The 16,277-nt window shown below is 34.3% G+C and carries 14 protein-coding genes; 10 read left to right on the forward strand and 4 right to left on the reverse strand.

What is annotated here, in order from left to right; all coding sequences use genetic code 11:
• Window positions 1-182: 182 nt before the first annotated feature.
• The 3 genes from ACNQGD_RS06155 (at window position 183) to ACNQGD_RS06165 (ending at window position 2,576) form a co-directional block, all read left to right on the forward strand.
• On the forward strand, window positions 183-1,241 hold the full coding sequence (locus ACNQGD_RS06155) for a hypothetical protein (RefSeq protein WP_417998679.1): 1,059 nt from the start codon (window positions 183-185) through the stop codon (window positions 1,239-1,241).
• 289 nt (window positions 1,242-1,530) lie between these two features.
• Window positions 1,531-2,070: a GNAT family N-acetyltransferase gene (locus tag ACNQGD_RS06160; protein WP_417998680.1), complete on the forward strand. Its 540-nt coding sequence runs from the start codon at window positions 1,531-1,533 to the stop codon at window positions 2,068-2,070.
• 26 nt (window positions 2,071-2,096) lie between these two features.
• The gene (locus tag ACNQGD_RS06165) at window positions 2,097-2,576 is read left to right on the forward strand and encodes a GyrI-like domain-containing protein (protein ID WP_417998681.1); all 480 of its coding nucleotides are present in this window, start codon (window positions 2,097-2,099) and stop codon (window positions 2,574-2,576) included.
• Window positions 2,577-2,700: 124 nt separating this feature from the next.
• Here the strand turns inward: ACNQGD_RS06165 and ACNQGD_RS06170 are convergent, their stop codons facing one another.
• The 4 genes from ACNQGD_RS06170 to ACNQGD_RS06185 are packed head-to-tail and all read right to left on the reverse strand — an operon-like array spanning window position 2,701 to window position 8,924.
• On the reverse strand, window positions 2,701-4,113 hold the full coding sequence (locus ACNQGD_RS06170) for an efflux transporter outer membrane subunit (protein WP_417998682.1): 1,413 nt from the start codon (window positions 4,111-4,113) through the stop codon (window positions 2,701-2,703).
• Window positions 4,103-7,273, reverse strand: coding sequence for an efflux RND transporter permease subunit (locus ACNQGD_RS06175; RefSeq protein WP_417993481.1), 3,171 nt, complete (start codon window positions 7,271-7,273; stop codon window positions 4,103-4,105). Before ACNQGD_RS06175 ends, ACNQGD_RS06170 begins: the two co-directional genes overlap by 11 nt.
• 33 nt (window positions 7,274-7,306) lie before the next feature.
• The gene (locus ACNQGD_RS06180; RefSeq protein WP_417998683.1) at window positions 7,307-8,413 is read right to left on the reverse strand and encodes an efflux RND transporter periplasmic adaptor subunit; all 1,107 of its coding nucleotides are present in this window, start codon (window positions 8,411-8,413) and stop codon (window positions 7,307-7,309) included.
• Between the two features lie 22 nt (window positions 8,414-8,435).
• Window positions 8,436-8,924 carry a GbsR/MarR family transcriptional regulator gene (locus tag ACNQGD_RS06185; protein WP_417998684.1) on the reverse strand — a complete coding sequence of 163 codons (489 nt, stop codon included), beginning with the start codon at window positions 8,922-8,924 and terminating at the stop codon, window positions 8,436-8,438.
• Window positions 8,925-9,178: 254 nt separating this feature from the next.
• On the opposite strand from ACNQGD_RS06185, the gene ACNQGD_RS06190 reads away from it, so the two are divergent.
• The 7 genes from ACNQGD_RS06190 (at window position 9,179) to ACNQGD_RS06220 (ending at window position 16,277) form a co-directional block, all read left to right on the forward strand.
• The gene (locus ACNQGD_RS06190; protein ID WP_417998685.1) at window positions 9,179-9,973 is read left to right on the forward strand and encodes a 3-keto-disaccharide hydrolase; all 795 of its coding nucleotides are present in this window, start codon (window positions 9,179-9,181) and stop codon (window positions 9,971-9,973) included.
• 123 nt (window positions 9,974-10,096) lie between these two features.
• A complete protein-coding gene (locus ACNQGD_RS06195) occupies window positions 10,097-11,326 on the forward strand; it encodes an HD domain-containing protein (protein ID WP_417998686.1) in 1,230 nt (409 codons plus the stop codon).
• Window positions 11,327-11,365: 39 nt separating this feature from the next.
• Window positions 11,366-12,409 carry a UDP-3-O-(3-hydroxymyristoyl)glucosamine N-acyltransferase gene (gene lpxD, locus ACNQGD_RS06200; protein WP_417996342.1) on the forward strand — a complete coding sequence of 348 codons (1,044 nt, stop codon included), beginning with the start codon at window positions 11,366-11,368 and terminating at the stop codon, window positions 12,407-12,409.
• Window positions 12,402-13,790: a bifunctional UDP-3-O-[3-hydroxymyristoyl] N-acetylglucosamine deacetylase/3-hydroxyacyl-ACP dehydratase gene (locus ACNQGD_RS06205; RefSeq protein WP_417998936.1), complete on the forward strand. Its 1,389-nt coding sequence runs from the start codon at window positions 12,402-12,404 to the stop codon at window positions 13,788-13,790. The genes lpxD and ACNQGD_RS06205 overlap by 8 nt, the downstream gene beginning before the upstream one ends.
• 85 nt (window positions 13,791-13,875) lie before the next feature.
• Window positions 13,876-14,661 carry an acyl-ACP--UDP-N-acetylglucosamine O-acyltransferase gene (gene lpxA, locus ACNQGD_RS06210; RefSeq protein WP_114754534.1) on the forward strand — a complete coding sequence of 262 codons (786 nt, stop codon included), beginning with the start codon at window positions 13,876-13,878 and terminating at the stop codon, window positions 14,659-14,661.
• A gap of 50 nt (window positions 14,662-14,711) precedes the next feature.
• Window positions 14,712-15,278: an elongation factor P gene (gene efp / locus ACNQGD_RS06215; protein WP_113665730.1), complete on the forward strand. Its 567-nt coding sequence runs from the start codon at window positions 14,712-14,714 to the stop codon at window positions 15,276-15,278.
• Between the two features lie 69 nt (window positions 15,279-15,347).
• Complete coding sequence (locus ACNQGD_RS06220; protein WP_417993475.1) at window positions 15,348-16,277, forward strand: UDP-3-O-(3-hydroxymyristoyl)glucosamine N-acyltransferase; 930 nt, start codon at window positions 15,348-15,350, stop codon at window positions 16,275-16,277.

Raw genomic sequence — 16,277 nt, forward strand, 5'->3', positions numbered from 1 at the left:
GATAATAACAAAAATATGATATTTATCACACATATAAATAAATTCTGCCCAATTATATATTAACACGACAACTATAAATGACACGACAACTGACTCTGCTACTACTTATTCTGCTTTGTTCTTGTGAACAAAAGTACACTTCCTCAGATAATAAAAGAAAAGTTGACACATTACAGTCATTCATGAAATTTGACAATAATTTAGACGGTTCAATAGAAGCAATAGTTGAGTATGACGGGAAATTATTTTTTGCCGGAAATTTTACTGAAACTAACGGTATTCAGACAACAAACATTATTACATGGGACGGGAAAGAATGGAAATCTGTTGGTGAAGGGCTTAACGGAAAAGTAATGACATTAGTCGTGTATCATAATGAACTTTATGCAGGTGGCACATTCGACATAGCAGGAGGAGTAAAAGTAGACAATATCGCTAAATGGGATGGAGAAAAATGGACTGATGTGGGCGGAGGAGCAAAAGGATATTTTGTTACTCGAGAATCGACGACTTGGGTAAATGGTAAAGAAACTACATCTGTAAGTTCTATAAATGGATTGGTTAACTTACTTTCAGTCATAAATGACGAATTATATATGAGTGGACGCTTTGATACTGTTGGTAAAATAGTGGCACATAATTTTGCTAAATGGAATGGTAAAAAATGGTTTCCAATAGGTCAGGGAATTGATGCTGTTATAATGGGAATGCAATTATATAAAAATGAATTATATATTGCAGGAGACTTTGACACAATAGACAACAAGCCTTGTAAGTACATAGCCAAATGGGACGGAAAAGAATGGCAGTCCGTTGGCAAAGGAACGGACAGAACTATTTACAGCTTGAATGTATTTAATGACGAATTATATGCTGGAGGTTGTTTTACAGTAGCTGGTAACATTCCTGCATTGGGCATTGCCAAATGGAATGGCAAGAAATGGACTTCTGTGGGCAAGGGAATGAATGTTGACAAAATGGGAAGTGTTGGCTCTTTGATGGTTTACAACAAAGAATTATATGCAGGCGGATTCTTTGACAGTGTGGACAATATTGAGGCAAGCAGCATTGCCAAATGGAATGGAAAAAAATGGAAAGCGTTAGGAAAAGGAGTGAATAGTTCTGTTGATGTGCTATCCGTTCATGCTAATGAATTATTTATCGCAGGTACATTTGACACGGTTGATAATAAGGCTGCAAAAAATATAGTAAGGTGGACAACTAAAATTAGTCCAAAATAACTGGGCATAACACACGCTACAAGCAACTTGGGGATTTGGTTTAATTTAAAGTTGGTCTTATGTCAGAAAGATTTGGCAAATCCGAATAATGAGCTTAATTTAATCCCAAACTGCTTGTAGCGCAAGAACGTCAGTCTGTGAAAAAACCTTCGTTTTATCCCCTGCTAGGGTTAGCGTACTGCTCGTGCCCGCAAAAATAATTTAATAGAATTAAGGATAAAAAATATTAGCAATGGGCACGAGCGCTAGCTTGGGACTTTTGAAAACGATAAATTATTAAAAATAAAAAATGAACACTATAATTCTCAAAACGGAACGATTGATTCTAAGGCCAATTGCACTATTGGATTTGGATTATATTCACGAATTGCATTCTTTGAAAGAAACCGATGAGTTCAATACATTAGGAATTCCAGCAGTTATTGAAGAAACAAAATTCCTTTTAGAAAAGTGGATTTTTGAAAACAATAAAGAACTTACGACCCATTTTACTTTTGCGGTCGAATTAAATTCCGGAAACCAAATTATAGGTTTAATTGGAATTAATTTGGGAAAAGTAAAATATAAAAATGCGGAAGTTTGGTTTAAATTTCACAAAGACCATTGGAACAAAGGGTATGCTACAGAATCTTTAAAAGAAATTATCCGTTTTGGATTTGAAGATCTGAATCTGCATCGTATTGAAGCAGGTTGTGCTGTTGGAAACATTGGTTCTATTAGTGTTTTGGAAAAAACAGGTATGACCAGAGAAGCCCACACTCGTAAATTATTGCCCTTGTCATCCGGCTGGTCTGATAATTACGGTTATGCTATTTTAGCGACTGATTAATCATTTGTTAAAGCTAAAAAAATTATATGATTCCAAGAATTGAAATACTACCTGAAAAAAAGCTAATTGGTAAACGAATTACACTTTCGTTATCCAATAATAAAACTGCAAAACTTTGGAAAAGTTTCATGCCAAGACGAAAAGAAATTAAAAATAATATTGGTACCGATTTGTATTCCATGCAAAAATACGATGCGTCGTATTTTAATACTTTTAACCCCAATACTGAGTTCGAAAAATGGGCAGCCGTTGCTGTAACTGATTTTAATGAAATTCCAGAAGAAATGGAGCCGATTATTTTGGCTGGAGGATTGTATGCGGTTTTTGTTCACAAAGGAGATGAATCGACCGCTTCAAAAACATTTCAGTATATTTTTGGAAGCTGGTTGCCCAACTCTGAATATGTTTTGGATGACAGATTGCATTTTGAATTATTAGGAGAAAAATACAAGAACAACGACCCCAGTTCCGAAGAGGAAATTTGGATTCCAATCCAACTGAAATAAATTCCGGATTATTTATCAAAAACATAATAATAATAATAATAATAAATGACAAAACCACTGCCGGTACTATAAGCAGTGGTTTTGAAGAAACAGGAATCAATAATAAATTAGTCAAGCAATCTCATTATTGCCAGCCACCACCAAGGGCTCTGTACAATTGAATTATCGCTTTATATTGTTGGAATTTATTGTCTATCAAGTTTAGTTCAGCATTCAAAGCATTGTCTTTTACAGTCAAAACTTCTAAATAATTGGCTAAACCGTACGTCAACAATTCATCGGAATAATCGGTAGCTTTATTCAATGCATCGACTTGTTTTTCTCTAACGGTGAGTTTATATGATTCATTATTGTATTGTGCCAATGCATCTGAAACTTCTTTTCCCGCAATTAATAACGATTGCTCAAACTGAAGATACGCTTTTTCCTGATTGGCTTTCGCAATTTCAAATCTCGTTTTAATTTGCCTTTGATTGAAAATAGGCTGAGTCAAACCCGTAATCACATTTGCAAAAAGCGAATTGGCACTAAACCATTCTTTTAAATCAATACTCTGAAGTCCTCCGGTTGCTGTAAGTTTTAATGTTGGATAAAAATTACTTTTAGCGATATTAGTCTGCTCAAAATTTGAAATAAAATTATATTCTGCTGCAATGACATCAGGTCGATTTCTAAGTAATGTTGCCGGCACGCCAAGCGTGATTGAGGGTTGGATGGATTGTGTCTCAAAAGTGTTTCGCTTGATTTTTTTCGAGGCTTCACCCATAAGTATACTCATTGTGTTTTCAAGAACAATAACAGTATTCTTAAGATCAGCTATGATAATTTCGGTTGCATATTTTTGAGCTTCAGTTTGCTTTACGCCAACCTCTGTTACATTTCCCGCCTCTTTTAAAGCAATAATAGTTTTGATACTTTGGTTTCTGTTTATCAACGTTTTTTCGGCTAATTTTATTTGAGCATCTACAGAGAGTAATTGATAATAGGTGGCCGCAAGGGAAGCAATTAATTGGGTTTTTACTACTTGATTCGCTGCTGTAGTTTGAAGATAGGCTGCATTAGTAGCGCGCTTGTTGCTGCGTATTTTACCCCAAATATCTGCTTCCCAGGACAAATTCCCAGTAAATTGATATTGGTCCACATTAGTGGCACCACCACCACCACTGATTAAGGCACCCAACTGACTGTTTCTGGAAAGTTCTTGGTGCGTCCAATCAGCACCTACAGAAAGAGTAGGGAAGTACCCCGATTTTCCTTGTTTCATAGTGGCTTGTGCAGCCACAATATTTTGCATAGCAATTTTGATATCAAGATTATTGTTTAATCCTTTTTTAATATATTCCTGCAAAATCGGATCTGTAAAAACCTTGTCCCACGCAACATTTGCAAGTGAAAGGGTATCGGTCGAAACAATTTCGTTTCGGTATAAATTTTCCGTTTGTAATTCCGGTCGTTTGTAATCTTTGGCAACAAAGCACGACTGCATTACCATTGCTGTTACGACAAGTACTGCGATTTTATTTAACTTATTTTTCATTTTTTTGATCTAAAAGTGCAACATCTGATTCCTGATTTTCTATAGGAAGTGGTTTTGTAGAAATTTTTTCTTGTAGGGTTTGGAAAACGATAAACAATACCGGTATAACAAATACCCCAAAAATGGTTCCGATCAACATGCCGCCAATTGCTCCAGTTCCAATAGCATTGTTTCCAACAGCTCCAGCTCCTTTCGCTAACATTAAGGGCAGTAATCCGAAGATAAATGCAAATGATGTCATCAAAATAGGACGTAAACGGGCAACAGCACCATGAACAGCAGCTTGTGTAATACTCATCCCTTTTTTTCTGGAATCGACAGAAAATTCAACTATCAAAATGGCATTTTTAGCGAGCAATCCAATAAGCATAATTAGTGTTATTTGTAAATAAATATTATTACTTACATTGAATAAATAAGCAAATAGGTATGCTCCTGCTAAACCAATTGGGAGTGAAATTAATACGGCAAAAGGTAACATATAGCTTTCATATTGTGCTGCTAATAAGAAATATACAAAGACCAAACACAATAAGAAAATATACAATGTTTGACCGCCTGCACTAATTTCCTCACGAGTCATTCCTGAAAACTCATAACCATATCCAATAGGTAAGGTTTGACTTGCCACTTCTTCAACGGCTTTAATGGCATCACCAGAACTGAAACCTTCATTTGGAGCACCTGTGATTTTTACTGAAGTAAACAAATTGAAACGTTCTATTGCCTGAGGGCCAAATACTTTAACCAAACTCACAAATTCTGAAATAGGAGCCATCTGACCGGTATTATTTCTAACCAATACTTTGTTTAATGATTCAGGATTACTTCTAAACTCTGGATCAGATTGGTAAACTACTCGATATTGTTTTCCAAATTTGTTAAAATTTGATGCATAAACTCCACCATAATATCCTTGCATAGTTCCTAAAATATCAGTAACCGTTAAACCTGATTTTTTTATGGCAGCAACATTCAAATCAATTCGGTATTGCGGGTAGTTTGGAGAAAAAGAAGTAGCCGCATATTTGATTTCGGGACGGCTGTTTAAAGCGGCCAAAAATTTATTGTTTACTTCACTTAACTCCTGAACAGTACTTCCTTTTTGATCTTGTAGTTGAAATTCAAAACCATTGGTAAAACCAAAACCAACAAGTGTAGGACGAGCAAAATAGAGGACTTTTGCATCTTTAACTGTAGCTGTACGTTTAAATAATTCTGCTACAACAGCTGTTATTTCCTGATTGGCATCTTTACGTTCTGCCCAGGTTTTCAATTTTACAATGACCATTCCGTAGTTACTACCAGTACCACTAATTAAACTACGACCCGAGATACGAAGCACCTCTTTTATTTCGGGAATGTCTTTTACTTTGTTTTCAATTTGTAATAAAACCTCCTCTGTTCTTTCCAATGAAGTACCTGGCGGAAGAGAAACATCTGAAAGAATTGCTCCTGTATCTTCACCAGGAACAAAAGCTTTTGGTGTAATATTTAATAATAAGATGAAAATCCCTGCAAAAATTGCAATTCCCAAAAAGGCCAACCACTTGCGTTTTATAAAAAATTCAACTGACCTTTTATACTTAGCAGTTGTTATGTCAAATCCAACATTAAATGCCGTATAAAAACGTTCTGCAAAACCTTTTTTCTTAGCATTTTTATCGTGTTCTTTTAAGAAAATGGCACATAAAGCAGGGGAAAGAGTTAAGGCGTTAATAGCTGATAATACAATTGAAACAGCTAAAGTTATTCCAAACTGTTTGTAGAATACTCCTGCCGATCCACTAATAAACGAAACGGGAATAAATACAGCTGACATAACAAGCGTAATGGAAATAATTGCACTACTAATATCTTGCATGGCGCTATGAGCTGCTTTTTTGGGATCGTGTTCACCAGCTTCCATTTTGGCATGGACCGCTTCGACCACTACAATAGCATCATCGACCACAATTCCCACAGCCAGTACTAAGGCAAAAAGCGTTAATAAGTTAATGGTAAACCCAAATAGACTTAGGAAAAAGAATGTTCCCAAAATGGCTACAGGTACCGAAATTGCTGGAATAAGTGTGGATCTCCAATCTTGTAAGAAAATAAAAACAACAATAAATACTAATAAAAAAGCTTCAATTAAGGTATGAATCACTTTGGTGATTGATTCCTCTAAAAAGTCATTTGCATTAATTAATGTGGCGTATTTTACTCCTTTAGGAAAATTTATTTTTGCCTGCTCTAACACTTTTAGAGAGCCTTCAATTACTTCTTGTGCATTAGATCCTGCCGTTTGTGCAATGGCTATTGCAATAGATTTGTTTCCGTTTGTGTATGTATTACTAGCATAATTGACGGCACCCAATTCAATTTTTGCTACATCACCTAACTTCAGTACTTCTCCATCTTTGGTGGAACGAACAATAATTTCTTCAAACTCTTTTGCATTTTGTAAACGCCCTTTGTATTTTAATGCATATTGAAAAGATTGGTCACCACTTTCCCCTAATTGTCCGGGAGCGGCTTCAATGTTTTGCTCCGCCAATAAAGCAGTAATATCAGAAGGAACTAATCCATAAGCCCCCATTACATCTGGCTTAAGCCAAATACGCATCGAGTAGTCTTTTTGTCCAAAAATCATTGCTTCTCCAACTCCGGTTACCCGTTTTATTTTTGGTAAAATATTGATGTTAGCATAATTTTGAAGAAAAGTATCATCATAATCAGGGTTTTCACTATACAGTGATAAAATCAAAATATTATCACTTTGTCGCTTTGAAGTTGTAACACCCGCTCGTGTTACTTCCTGAGGCAACAGGGGTGTAGCTCGTGAAACCCGATTTTGAACATTCACTGCTGCTAAATCTGGATTTGTACCTAATTTAAAATAAATATTAATGGCAGCCGAACCATCATTATTGGATGTAGAAGTCATATACGTCATGTCTTCCACACCGTTAATCTGTTCTTCTAATGGAATTACTACCGAGTTCATTACAACGTCGGCACTGGCGCCTTGATAATTTGCTGCTACTGTTACCGTAGGGGGTGCTATTTCTGGATATTGTGAAACTGGAAGCGAGATTAACCCTAAAACCCCCAAAATTACGATGATAATAGAGATCACCGTTGACAATACCGGTCTGTCAATGAATTTTGAAAACATATTTTATTATTTATTCAATAGTTAGTTTGTCAATTATTTTTTTGTTGGATTGATTATAGTTTTAAAATCAACAACTTCGGGTTTGATAAGGGTTCCTTCCGTTACTATCCCAACACCTTCAATAAGTATTTTATCTTTTAGATTCAATCCGCTATCCACTACAAAAAATTTACCGCCAGGAATTGCGCGAACTTCAATGGGAACCGCTTGTACTTTATTGTTTTTATCCACAGCAAGTACAATACGCTTGTCTTGTAATTCTAATGTCGCATTTTGCGGGATAATAATAACATCTTTTAAATCTGTTGGAATTTCGATGCTTCCGGTACCTCCGGAACGCAACAATTTGTTCCCGTTTGCAAAACGCGCTCTTACATTAAAAGAACCTGTTTGTGCATTAGCTTGTCCGCTAAAAGTTTCAATTTTACCTTTTTGTTCATAGTGCATACCATTGCTCAAAACCAAATTTACAGCTTCCATTGTATTGATTTTTTCTTGGAATGACTTTCCTTCCGCATGCATCATGATGTCCAATTGTTCTTTTTCATTTATTGAAAAATTAGCATAAATAATACTTACATCTGAAATTCGGGTTAAAGGTTCTACGGTTTGGCTGCTCACATAACTGCCCAGTCTTAGGGGCAAAGTCCCAACAATTCCATTAACCGGACTTTTTATAGTCGCATAATTAATTCTGGCAACAATACTTTGATAGGTACTTTTAGCACTTGCTAAATTTGCTTTAGCAGTTTCTAATTGCACATCACTGATTATGTTTCGTTCTACTAAAGGAATTAAACGATTAACCTCCACTTGAGCCGCTCTAACTTTTGCTTTTGCAGCTCCAGCTTCTTGAGTTGCGGTTTGGGTCTCTAATTTAAAAAGCAATTGCCCTTTTTTTACTTCTTGACCCTCTTTAATGTATATTTTCTCAATATATCCATCCACTTTTGCACGAATATCAATATCTGTAATGCCTTCTAAACTAGCAGGATAAGTTGCTAACAAAGTGGTGTTTGATGTCCCTATTTCGATTACTTTATACTGCATAACAGCAGGAGCTGTTGCAGTGGTTTCTTTTTTACAGGAGAGCAAGCTTATTGCTAACAAAATTGCACTTATAAAAGATCTCTTTTTCATACCGGAATTTACTAAAATTGATTTAATTATTATTTATTTCTATTTTTTTGAATTTTTCAATCGTTTTGATCAGAAGCTCCTCGACTTCACAAACATGGACTTTATACGCTTTGACATTTTCCATATTACATTGTTCTTCTGCGCAAGAGACAGTTTTCTCTCGATAAAGAATTAATTTGTCTATTATTTTTTTTTCAAAATCAAGGATTTTGATGTAGTTTGTCAATCTTTCACTGAATGGTGAAGGTTTAAAATATTTTTTTCGGTCACCGGATAAAGTGTAATAATTAATTTTATCCATTTTTAAAAGCAAATTTAAGTTTGTAGAAATGGAGCTTTTACTGGCACTCATTTTTTCAACAATTTCTTCAAAAGTCAATCCTGTTTTACAACCGTCAATTATTAGCAATCCAAGAATTCTTGAACCAAGTGGCGGTAAATTATACATTAACTCAAAATGAATTCCGAACATCTCGATAAGCTCTTCCCTCTCTTTTTGTGTAGTGGCCATAATTTTTTTTGCAAAATTACGTTTAGTTCGTAATTTACCGAACTAAACGAACTTAAATTTATGTTAATTTTTTTAACAAACTGTTTCTCTTGGATTTGATGTATAAATTTGCGGTTTTGATTTAAAAATCTAAAGTTTAGCCCTCAATTAGTTATATTTATATTAAAAGTAAGTTCCTGCAAAAAAAAAGCTTAATATTGAAAAGAGAACAATTACCCTAAATTTATATTTTATTAAACCAAATGAATCCAACTATGAAATCTAAAAACTTCAAGAACTCTTTTTTAATGATTGCCTTGTTTTCTGCTACGATAACAATGGCACAACACAAATATGTTAATACGCCTCCGGAGGTTTCTCCAATGCTGATGAAACCCGAAATGACGGAAATTTGGGAACCTGAAGTGAAAGTTATTGCACCAGCTAAAACGCTGGGAAATGCACCTTCTGATGCTATTATTTTATTTGACGGTAAAAACTTAGAGCAATGGGTAAGTCAAAAAGATGTAAGCAAGCCTGCAGGCTGGAAAATTGTTGACAAAGACTATATGGAAGTTGTTCCGGGTTCCGGAGCCATTCAAACCAAAATGGCTTTTGGTGATTGTCAGTTGCACCTGGAATGGAGTGCGCCAGATGTCGTTTTAGATGGAGGACAGGCTAGAGGAAATAGTGGCGTGTTTTTTCAAAACCGATACGAATTACAAATATTAGATTCTTACAATAACAGAACGTACAACAATGGTCAGGCAGGAAGTATTTATAAAGATCATCCACCATTAGTAAATGTTGTAAAGACACCATTAGAATGGAATGCTTACGATGTAATCTATACGGCACCTCGATTCAAAGCCGATGGAAGAATTGATGCTCCGGCAAGAATCACTGTGTTTTTGAATGGTGTTTTGGTACAAAATAATACTACCATAAACGGATTGACACTTTATATTGGTTTACATAATTATCCTTCGTCGCATGGTGATGATGTTATTTCACTCCAAGATCATGATTCTAAAAATCAATTTAGAAATATTTGGATTAGAAAACTTTAAAAAAATATACTAACGGAGCGCTTCAAACGCTCCGTTTTTTTTGGCTACAAATCACAATAAGGAACGTTTCTGTTTTGAAGTCTAATTTACTTATATTTGTTGACCTTAAAAACAAACTTAATAGTGAGTCAAATCAATAAGCTAAAAATATTCAATGATCCCATTTATGGGTTTATCACGATTCCTAATGCCTTAATCTACGATTTAGTTCAGCATCCATATTTTCAACGTTTGCGTCGAATTTCCCAAATGGGATTGTCGTATTTAGTATATCCGGGAGCAAATCATACCCGTTTTCATCATGCTTTAGGTTGTATGCATTTGATGCAAAAAGCAGTCGATGTGTTGCGTTTCAAAGGAGTCTTACTATCTTCTGAGGAAGAAAATGCATTGTACATTGCTATTTTATTGCATGATATCGGTCATGGGCCTTTTTCACATGCTATGGAAAAAAGTATTGTTGAAGATGTGCATCACGAAGAAATATCGTTATTATTCATGAACCAATTGAATGTGGAATTTAACGGTCAGTTAAGTTTAGCCATTCAGGTTTTTAAAGGAGAATACAACAGAAAATTCATGTTGCAGTTGATTTCCAGTCAATTGGATATGGATCGAATGGATTATTTGAAACGCGATAGCTTTTATTCAGGAGTGGCAGAAGGGAATGTCAACTCGGAACGATTGATTCAAATGATGAATGTGGTGGACGATTATTTGGTAATTGAAGAAAAAGGAATTTATTCCGTAGAAAAGTTCCTCATGTCTAGACGCTTGATGTATTGGCAGGCGTATCTGCACAAAACAAGTTTAGTAGCAGAGTTAATTTTGATGAAAATCTTAAAACGTGCCAAAGAATTGACATTAAAAGGAGTACAATTGCCTTGTAGTGAACCGCTATTGTTTTTTATGCAAAACAAAGTAACGATAGGTACTTTTGATGCTGATACCTTAGATTTATTTGCTCAATTAGATGATTTTGATATTATTGGAGCTTTAAAAGCTTGGCAAAAACAGGATGATTTTATACTATCGTCTTTGAGTAAAATGATTGTGAATCGGGATTTATTAAAAATAAAATTAACCAGTGAAAAAGTAGCGATTGAAGAATTACAGCCGCTAAAAGAACGTTTTGCATTGGAAAATAATATTTCTTTAGTAGAAGCCAATTATTTTATTTTTAAAGGCAAAATAAAAAATCAAGCGTATAGCAAAGAAGCCGAACCGATACGAATTTTGAAAAAAGACAGTACAATTGAGGACGTAATTGAATCTTCTGATCAGCTGAATTTAAAATCATTATCTAAATTGGTAACTAAGTATTACATCTGTTTCCCAAAACAACTACTATAAAAACACCATTTAAAATCTATTTTTTATATTTTTGTCGCAATGAAATTTACAGCAGAACAAATAGCAGGGATTTTAGAAGGTGAAGTTGTAGGGAATCCCATGGCGGAAGTTTTTAGATTGTCAAAAATCGAAGACGGTACCGATGGATCGCTTACTTTTTTATCAAATCCTAAATATCTTAATTATATATATTCTACAAAAGCTTCAGTAACAATTGTTAATGACACTTTTGTGCCAGAATCACCTTTAACCACTACATTAATAAAAGTGGAAGATGCGTATGCCGCATTTTCTAAATTATTAGAGTTTTACAATCAAGTGAAATTGAATAAAAGTGGAATAGAACAGCCTTCTTTCCTATCACAAAGTGTAAAATACGGAGATAATTTATATCTTGGTAGTTTCAGTTATGTGGGACAGAATGTAGTTTTGGGCGAAAATGTAAAAATATATCCTAATTGTTTCATTGGAGATAATGTGGTAATTGGGGATAATGTAATTTTATTCGCTGGTGCAAAAATATATTCCGAGACTATAATTGGGAATAATTGTACCATTCATTCGGGTGCTATAATAGGCGCTGATGGTTTTGGTTTTGCACCCAATCCAGATGGAACGTATACTAAGATTCCGCAAATAGGAAATGTAATTATTGAAGATAATGTAGATGTAGGTTCTTGTACAACCATTGACAGGGCTACTATGGGTTCTACAATTATTAGAAAAGGAGTAAAGCTAGACAATCAAATTCAGATTGCTCACAATGTTGAAATTGGCGAAAATACCGTAATTGCTGCTCAAACAGGAGTTGCAGGTTCTACTAAAATAGGAAAAAACGGCATGATTGGCGGACAAGTTGGAATCTCTGGCCATTTAACTATTGGAAATAATGTTCGGATCCAAGCGCAATCAGGTGTGGGACGAAATATAAAAGATAATGAAATTTTACAAGGAAGCCCTACATTTGGATACAACGATTTCAGTAAATCGTATGTTCATTTCAAGAATTTACCTAAAATTGTTGCAGAAATAGAAGAATTAAAAAAACAAATATTAAACCAAAAAAATGGAAACAATGGTTAAACAGAAGACCATCAAAACAGAAATTTCGCTAACTGGAGTTGGATTACACACAGGAAAAGAAGTAAAAATGACTTTTAAACCTGCTCCAGTCAATAATGGTTTTACTTTTGTTCGAGTAGATCTGGAAGGATATCCTATTATTGAAGCAGATGCAAATTATGTTGTAAACACGCAAAGAGGAACCAATTTAGAAAAACTGGGCGTAAAAATTCAGACGCCTGAACATGTTTTAGCAGCGTTAATTGGTTGTGATTTAGATAATGTAATCATTGAATTGAATGCTTCTGAACTACCCATTATGGATGGTTCTTCAAAATATTTTGTTGAAGCACTTGAAAAAGCAGAAATTGAAGAACAGAACGCTAAAAGAAATATTTATGTTGTAAAAGAAGTAATTTCTTTTACAGATGAAGCTTCTGGCAGTGAAATATTGGTAATGCCAAATGATCATTATTCAGTTACCGCCATGGTGGATTTTGGGACTAAAATATTAGGAACCCAAAATGCTACAATGAAAAGCATTTCAGATTTTAAAACGGAGATATCAGAGTCTAGAACCTTCAGTTTTTTACACGAACTAGAATCGTTATTGGAAAATGGCTTGATAAAAGGGGGTGATTTAAATAATGCTATTGTTTATGTGGATAAAGAAATATCGGCTGCAACGATGGAGAATTTAAAAGTTGCTTTTGGTAAAGACGAAATTACGGTTAAACCAAATGGAATTTTAGATAACCTTACTTTACATTATCCTAATGAAGCGGCAAGACACAAATTACTTGATGTAGTGGGGGATTTAGCATTAATTGGAACAAGAATTCAAGGTAAAGTAATTGCTAATAAGCCAGGACATTTTGTAAATACACAGTTTGCCAAAAAAATGGCAAAAATTATAAAAATTGAACAAAGAAATTATGTTCCTGTTTATGATTTACATCAGGAACCTTTGATGGACATTCATAAAATTATGGCCGTTCTTCCACATAGACCACCATTTTTATTGATTGACCGTATCATTGAAATGTCTGAGACTCATGTTGTGGGGATGAAAAATGTTACCATGAATGAGAATTTCTTTGTGGGACATTTTCCAGAAGCTCCAGTTATGCCGGGCGTTTTAATTGTTGAAGCAATGGCGCAAACGGGTGGAATTTTGGTATTAAGTACTGTTCCGGATCCTGAGAATTATTTGACTTATTTTATGAAAATAGATAATGTTAAATTCAAACATAAAGTATTGCCTGGTGATACGTTAATCTTTAAGTGTGATTTAATTACACCTATCAGAAGAGGAATTTGTCACATGCAAGCAAATGCTTACGCAAATGGAAAACTAGTTGCTGAAGCTGAATTAATGGCACAAATTGCTAAGAAACAATAGATTTAGATAAAATTAGAATACTGTATTTGAGAAAATGCCGTTCATTCTTTAATTAGTCTGATAAATATAAAATAAAAAATAGCTGATGAATCAACCACTAGCCTATGTTCATCCAGGCGCCAAAATCGCCAAAAATGTTGTTATTGAACCATTTACAACCATACACAATAATGTAGTTATTGGAGACGGAACTTGGATTGGTTCGAATGTTACCATAATGGAAGGCGCAAGAATTGGAAAAAATTGTAATATATTCCCAGGCGCAGTTATTTCGGCAGTTCCACAGGATTTAAAATTTGGTGGAGAAGATTCTTTAGCAATAATTGGAGACAATTGTACGATTAGAGAATGTGTAACGATCAATAGAGGTACAATTGCATCTGGTCAAACTACTTTAGGAAATAATTGTTTGGTAATGGCAACTGCGCATATTGCTCACGATTGTCACATTGGTGATAATGCTATTATTGTAAACGGAGTAGCTTTAGCTGGTCATGTTACCGTTGGGAAATATGCCGTTATTGGCGGTTTGGCAGCAATTCATCAATTTATTCAAATTGGAGATCATGCCATGATATCTGGTGGATCTTTGGTAAGAAAAGATGTTCCTCCTTATACGAAAGCTGCAAAAGAACCTTTGTCGTATGTAGGGATAAATTCTGTTGGATTGAGAAGACGTGGTTTTACAACTGAAAAAATAAGAGAAATTCAGGATATTTATAGAATTTTGTACCAAAAAAATTACAATACAACTCAAGCTTTAGGTATTATTGAAGCAGAAATGGAAGCGACGCCAGAAAGAGATGAAATTATTGATTTTATTCGAAATTCATCAAGAGGAGTAATGAAAGGATATTCTGGAAACTACTAAAACTATTTCAGTTATCACAAAATAAAATATTAATAAAAATAAAAAATATAATGGCATCTACATCAGATATTAAAAACGGATTGTGTATTAAATACAACAACGATATTTACAAAATCATTGAATTTCTTCACGTAAAACCAGGAAAAGGTCCTGCTTTTGTTAGAACTAAATTGAGAAGTTTAACGAATGGAAAAGTATTGGATAACACTTTTTCGGCTGGTCATAAAATCGAAGAAGTTAGAGTAGAAAACCATAAATTTCAATTTTTATATCCTGAAGGTGATGATTTTCATTTTATGAATACAGAGACTTTCGAACAAATTACTTTAAATAAAAACATTTTAGATTCGCCAGATTTATTAAAAGAAGGAGAAAATGTAATGGTAAGTATTAATACAGAAACTGATTTACCTCTTTCTGTAGATATGCCAGCATCTGTAATACTTGAAGTGACTTATGCAGAACCAGGAATTAAAGGAAATACTGCTACAAATGCTACAAAATCAGCCACTGTTGAAACGGGTGCAACTGTAAACGTCCCTTTGTTTATTAATGAAGGAGATAAAATTAAAATTGATACTGCATCAGGTTCTTACATGGAACGGGTTAAAGAATAGTTTACAGTAATTAGTGTCCAGTAATCAGATATACTGGACACTGATTACTGAACACTGAATACTAAATAAATGAAATTCCAAAAAGTTTACTCTTTAGAAGAAATTGCGAGTATCATCGACTGTGAATATGTTGGTGATAAGAATTTTCCAGTGACTGGAATGAATGAAATTCATGTTGTTGAATCTGGCGATATTGTTTTTGTAGATCATCCTAAATATTATGACAAGGCATTAAATTCTGCTGCGACTGTTGTTTTGATTAATAAAAATGTAGCGTGTCCAGATGGAAAAGCATTGTTGATTTCTGAAGACCCTTTTAGAGATTTTAATAAATTAACGAACTATTTCAAGCCATTTCAATATTCGAATGTTTCAATAGCTACTTCAGCTTTTATAGGTGAAGGGACTGTAATACAGCCCAATACGTTTGTTGGAAATCATGTTGTTATTGGAAATAATTGTTTGATTCATTCTAATGTTTCGATTTATGATCATACTATAATTGGAAATAATGTAATTATTCATGCAGGAACTATTCTGGGTGCTGATGCATTTTATTATAAAAAACGTCCTGAAGGATATGATCAATTACTTTCCGGAGGAAGAGTGGTCATTAAAGATAATGTTGGAATTGGAGCACTTTGTACGATTGATAAAGGAGTTACTGGTGATACCACTATTGGAGAAGGTACGAAAATTGACAATCAAGTGCATGTAGGTCACGACACCGTTATTGGAAAAAAATGTTTAATTGCTTCACAAACCGGAATTGCAGGTTGTGTTATTATTGAAGACGAAGTTACTATTTGGGGACAAGTAGGAACCACTAGCGGGATAACAATAGGAGCAAAGGCAGTTATTCTTGGTCAAACCGGAGTTACAAAATCCGTTGAAGGAGGAAAATCTTATTTTGGTACTCCAATTGAAGAATCCAGAGAAAAATTGAAACAACTGGCTAATATCAAAAAGATACCAGAAATTCTTAATAAACTAAAGTAA

The organism is Flavobacterium glucosi, assembly GCF_048286535.1.
Taxonomy (GTDB): domain Bacteria; phylum Bacteroidota; class Bacteroidia; order Flavobacteriales; family Flavobacteriaceae; genus Flavobacterium.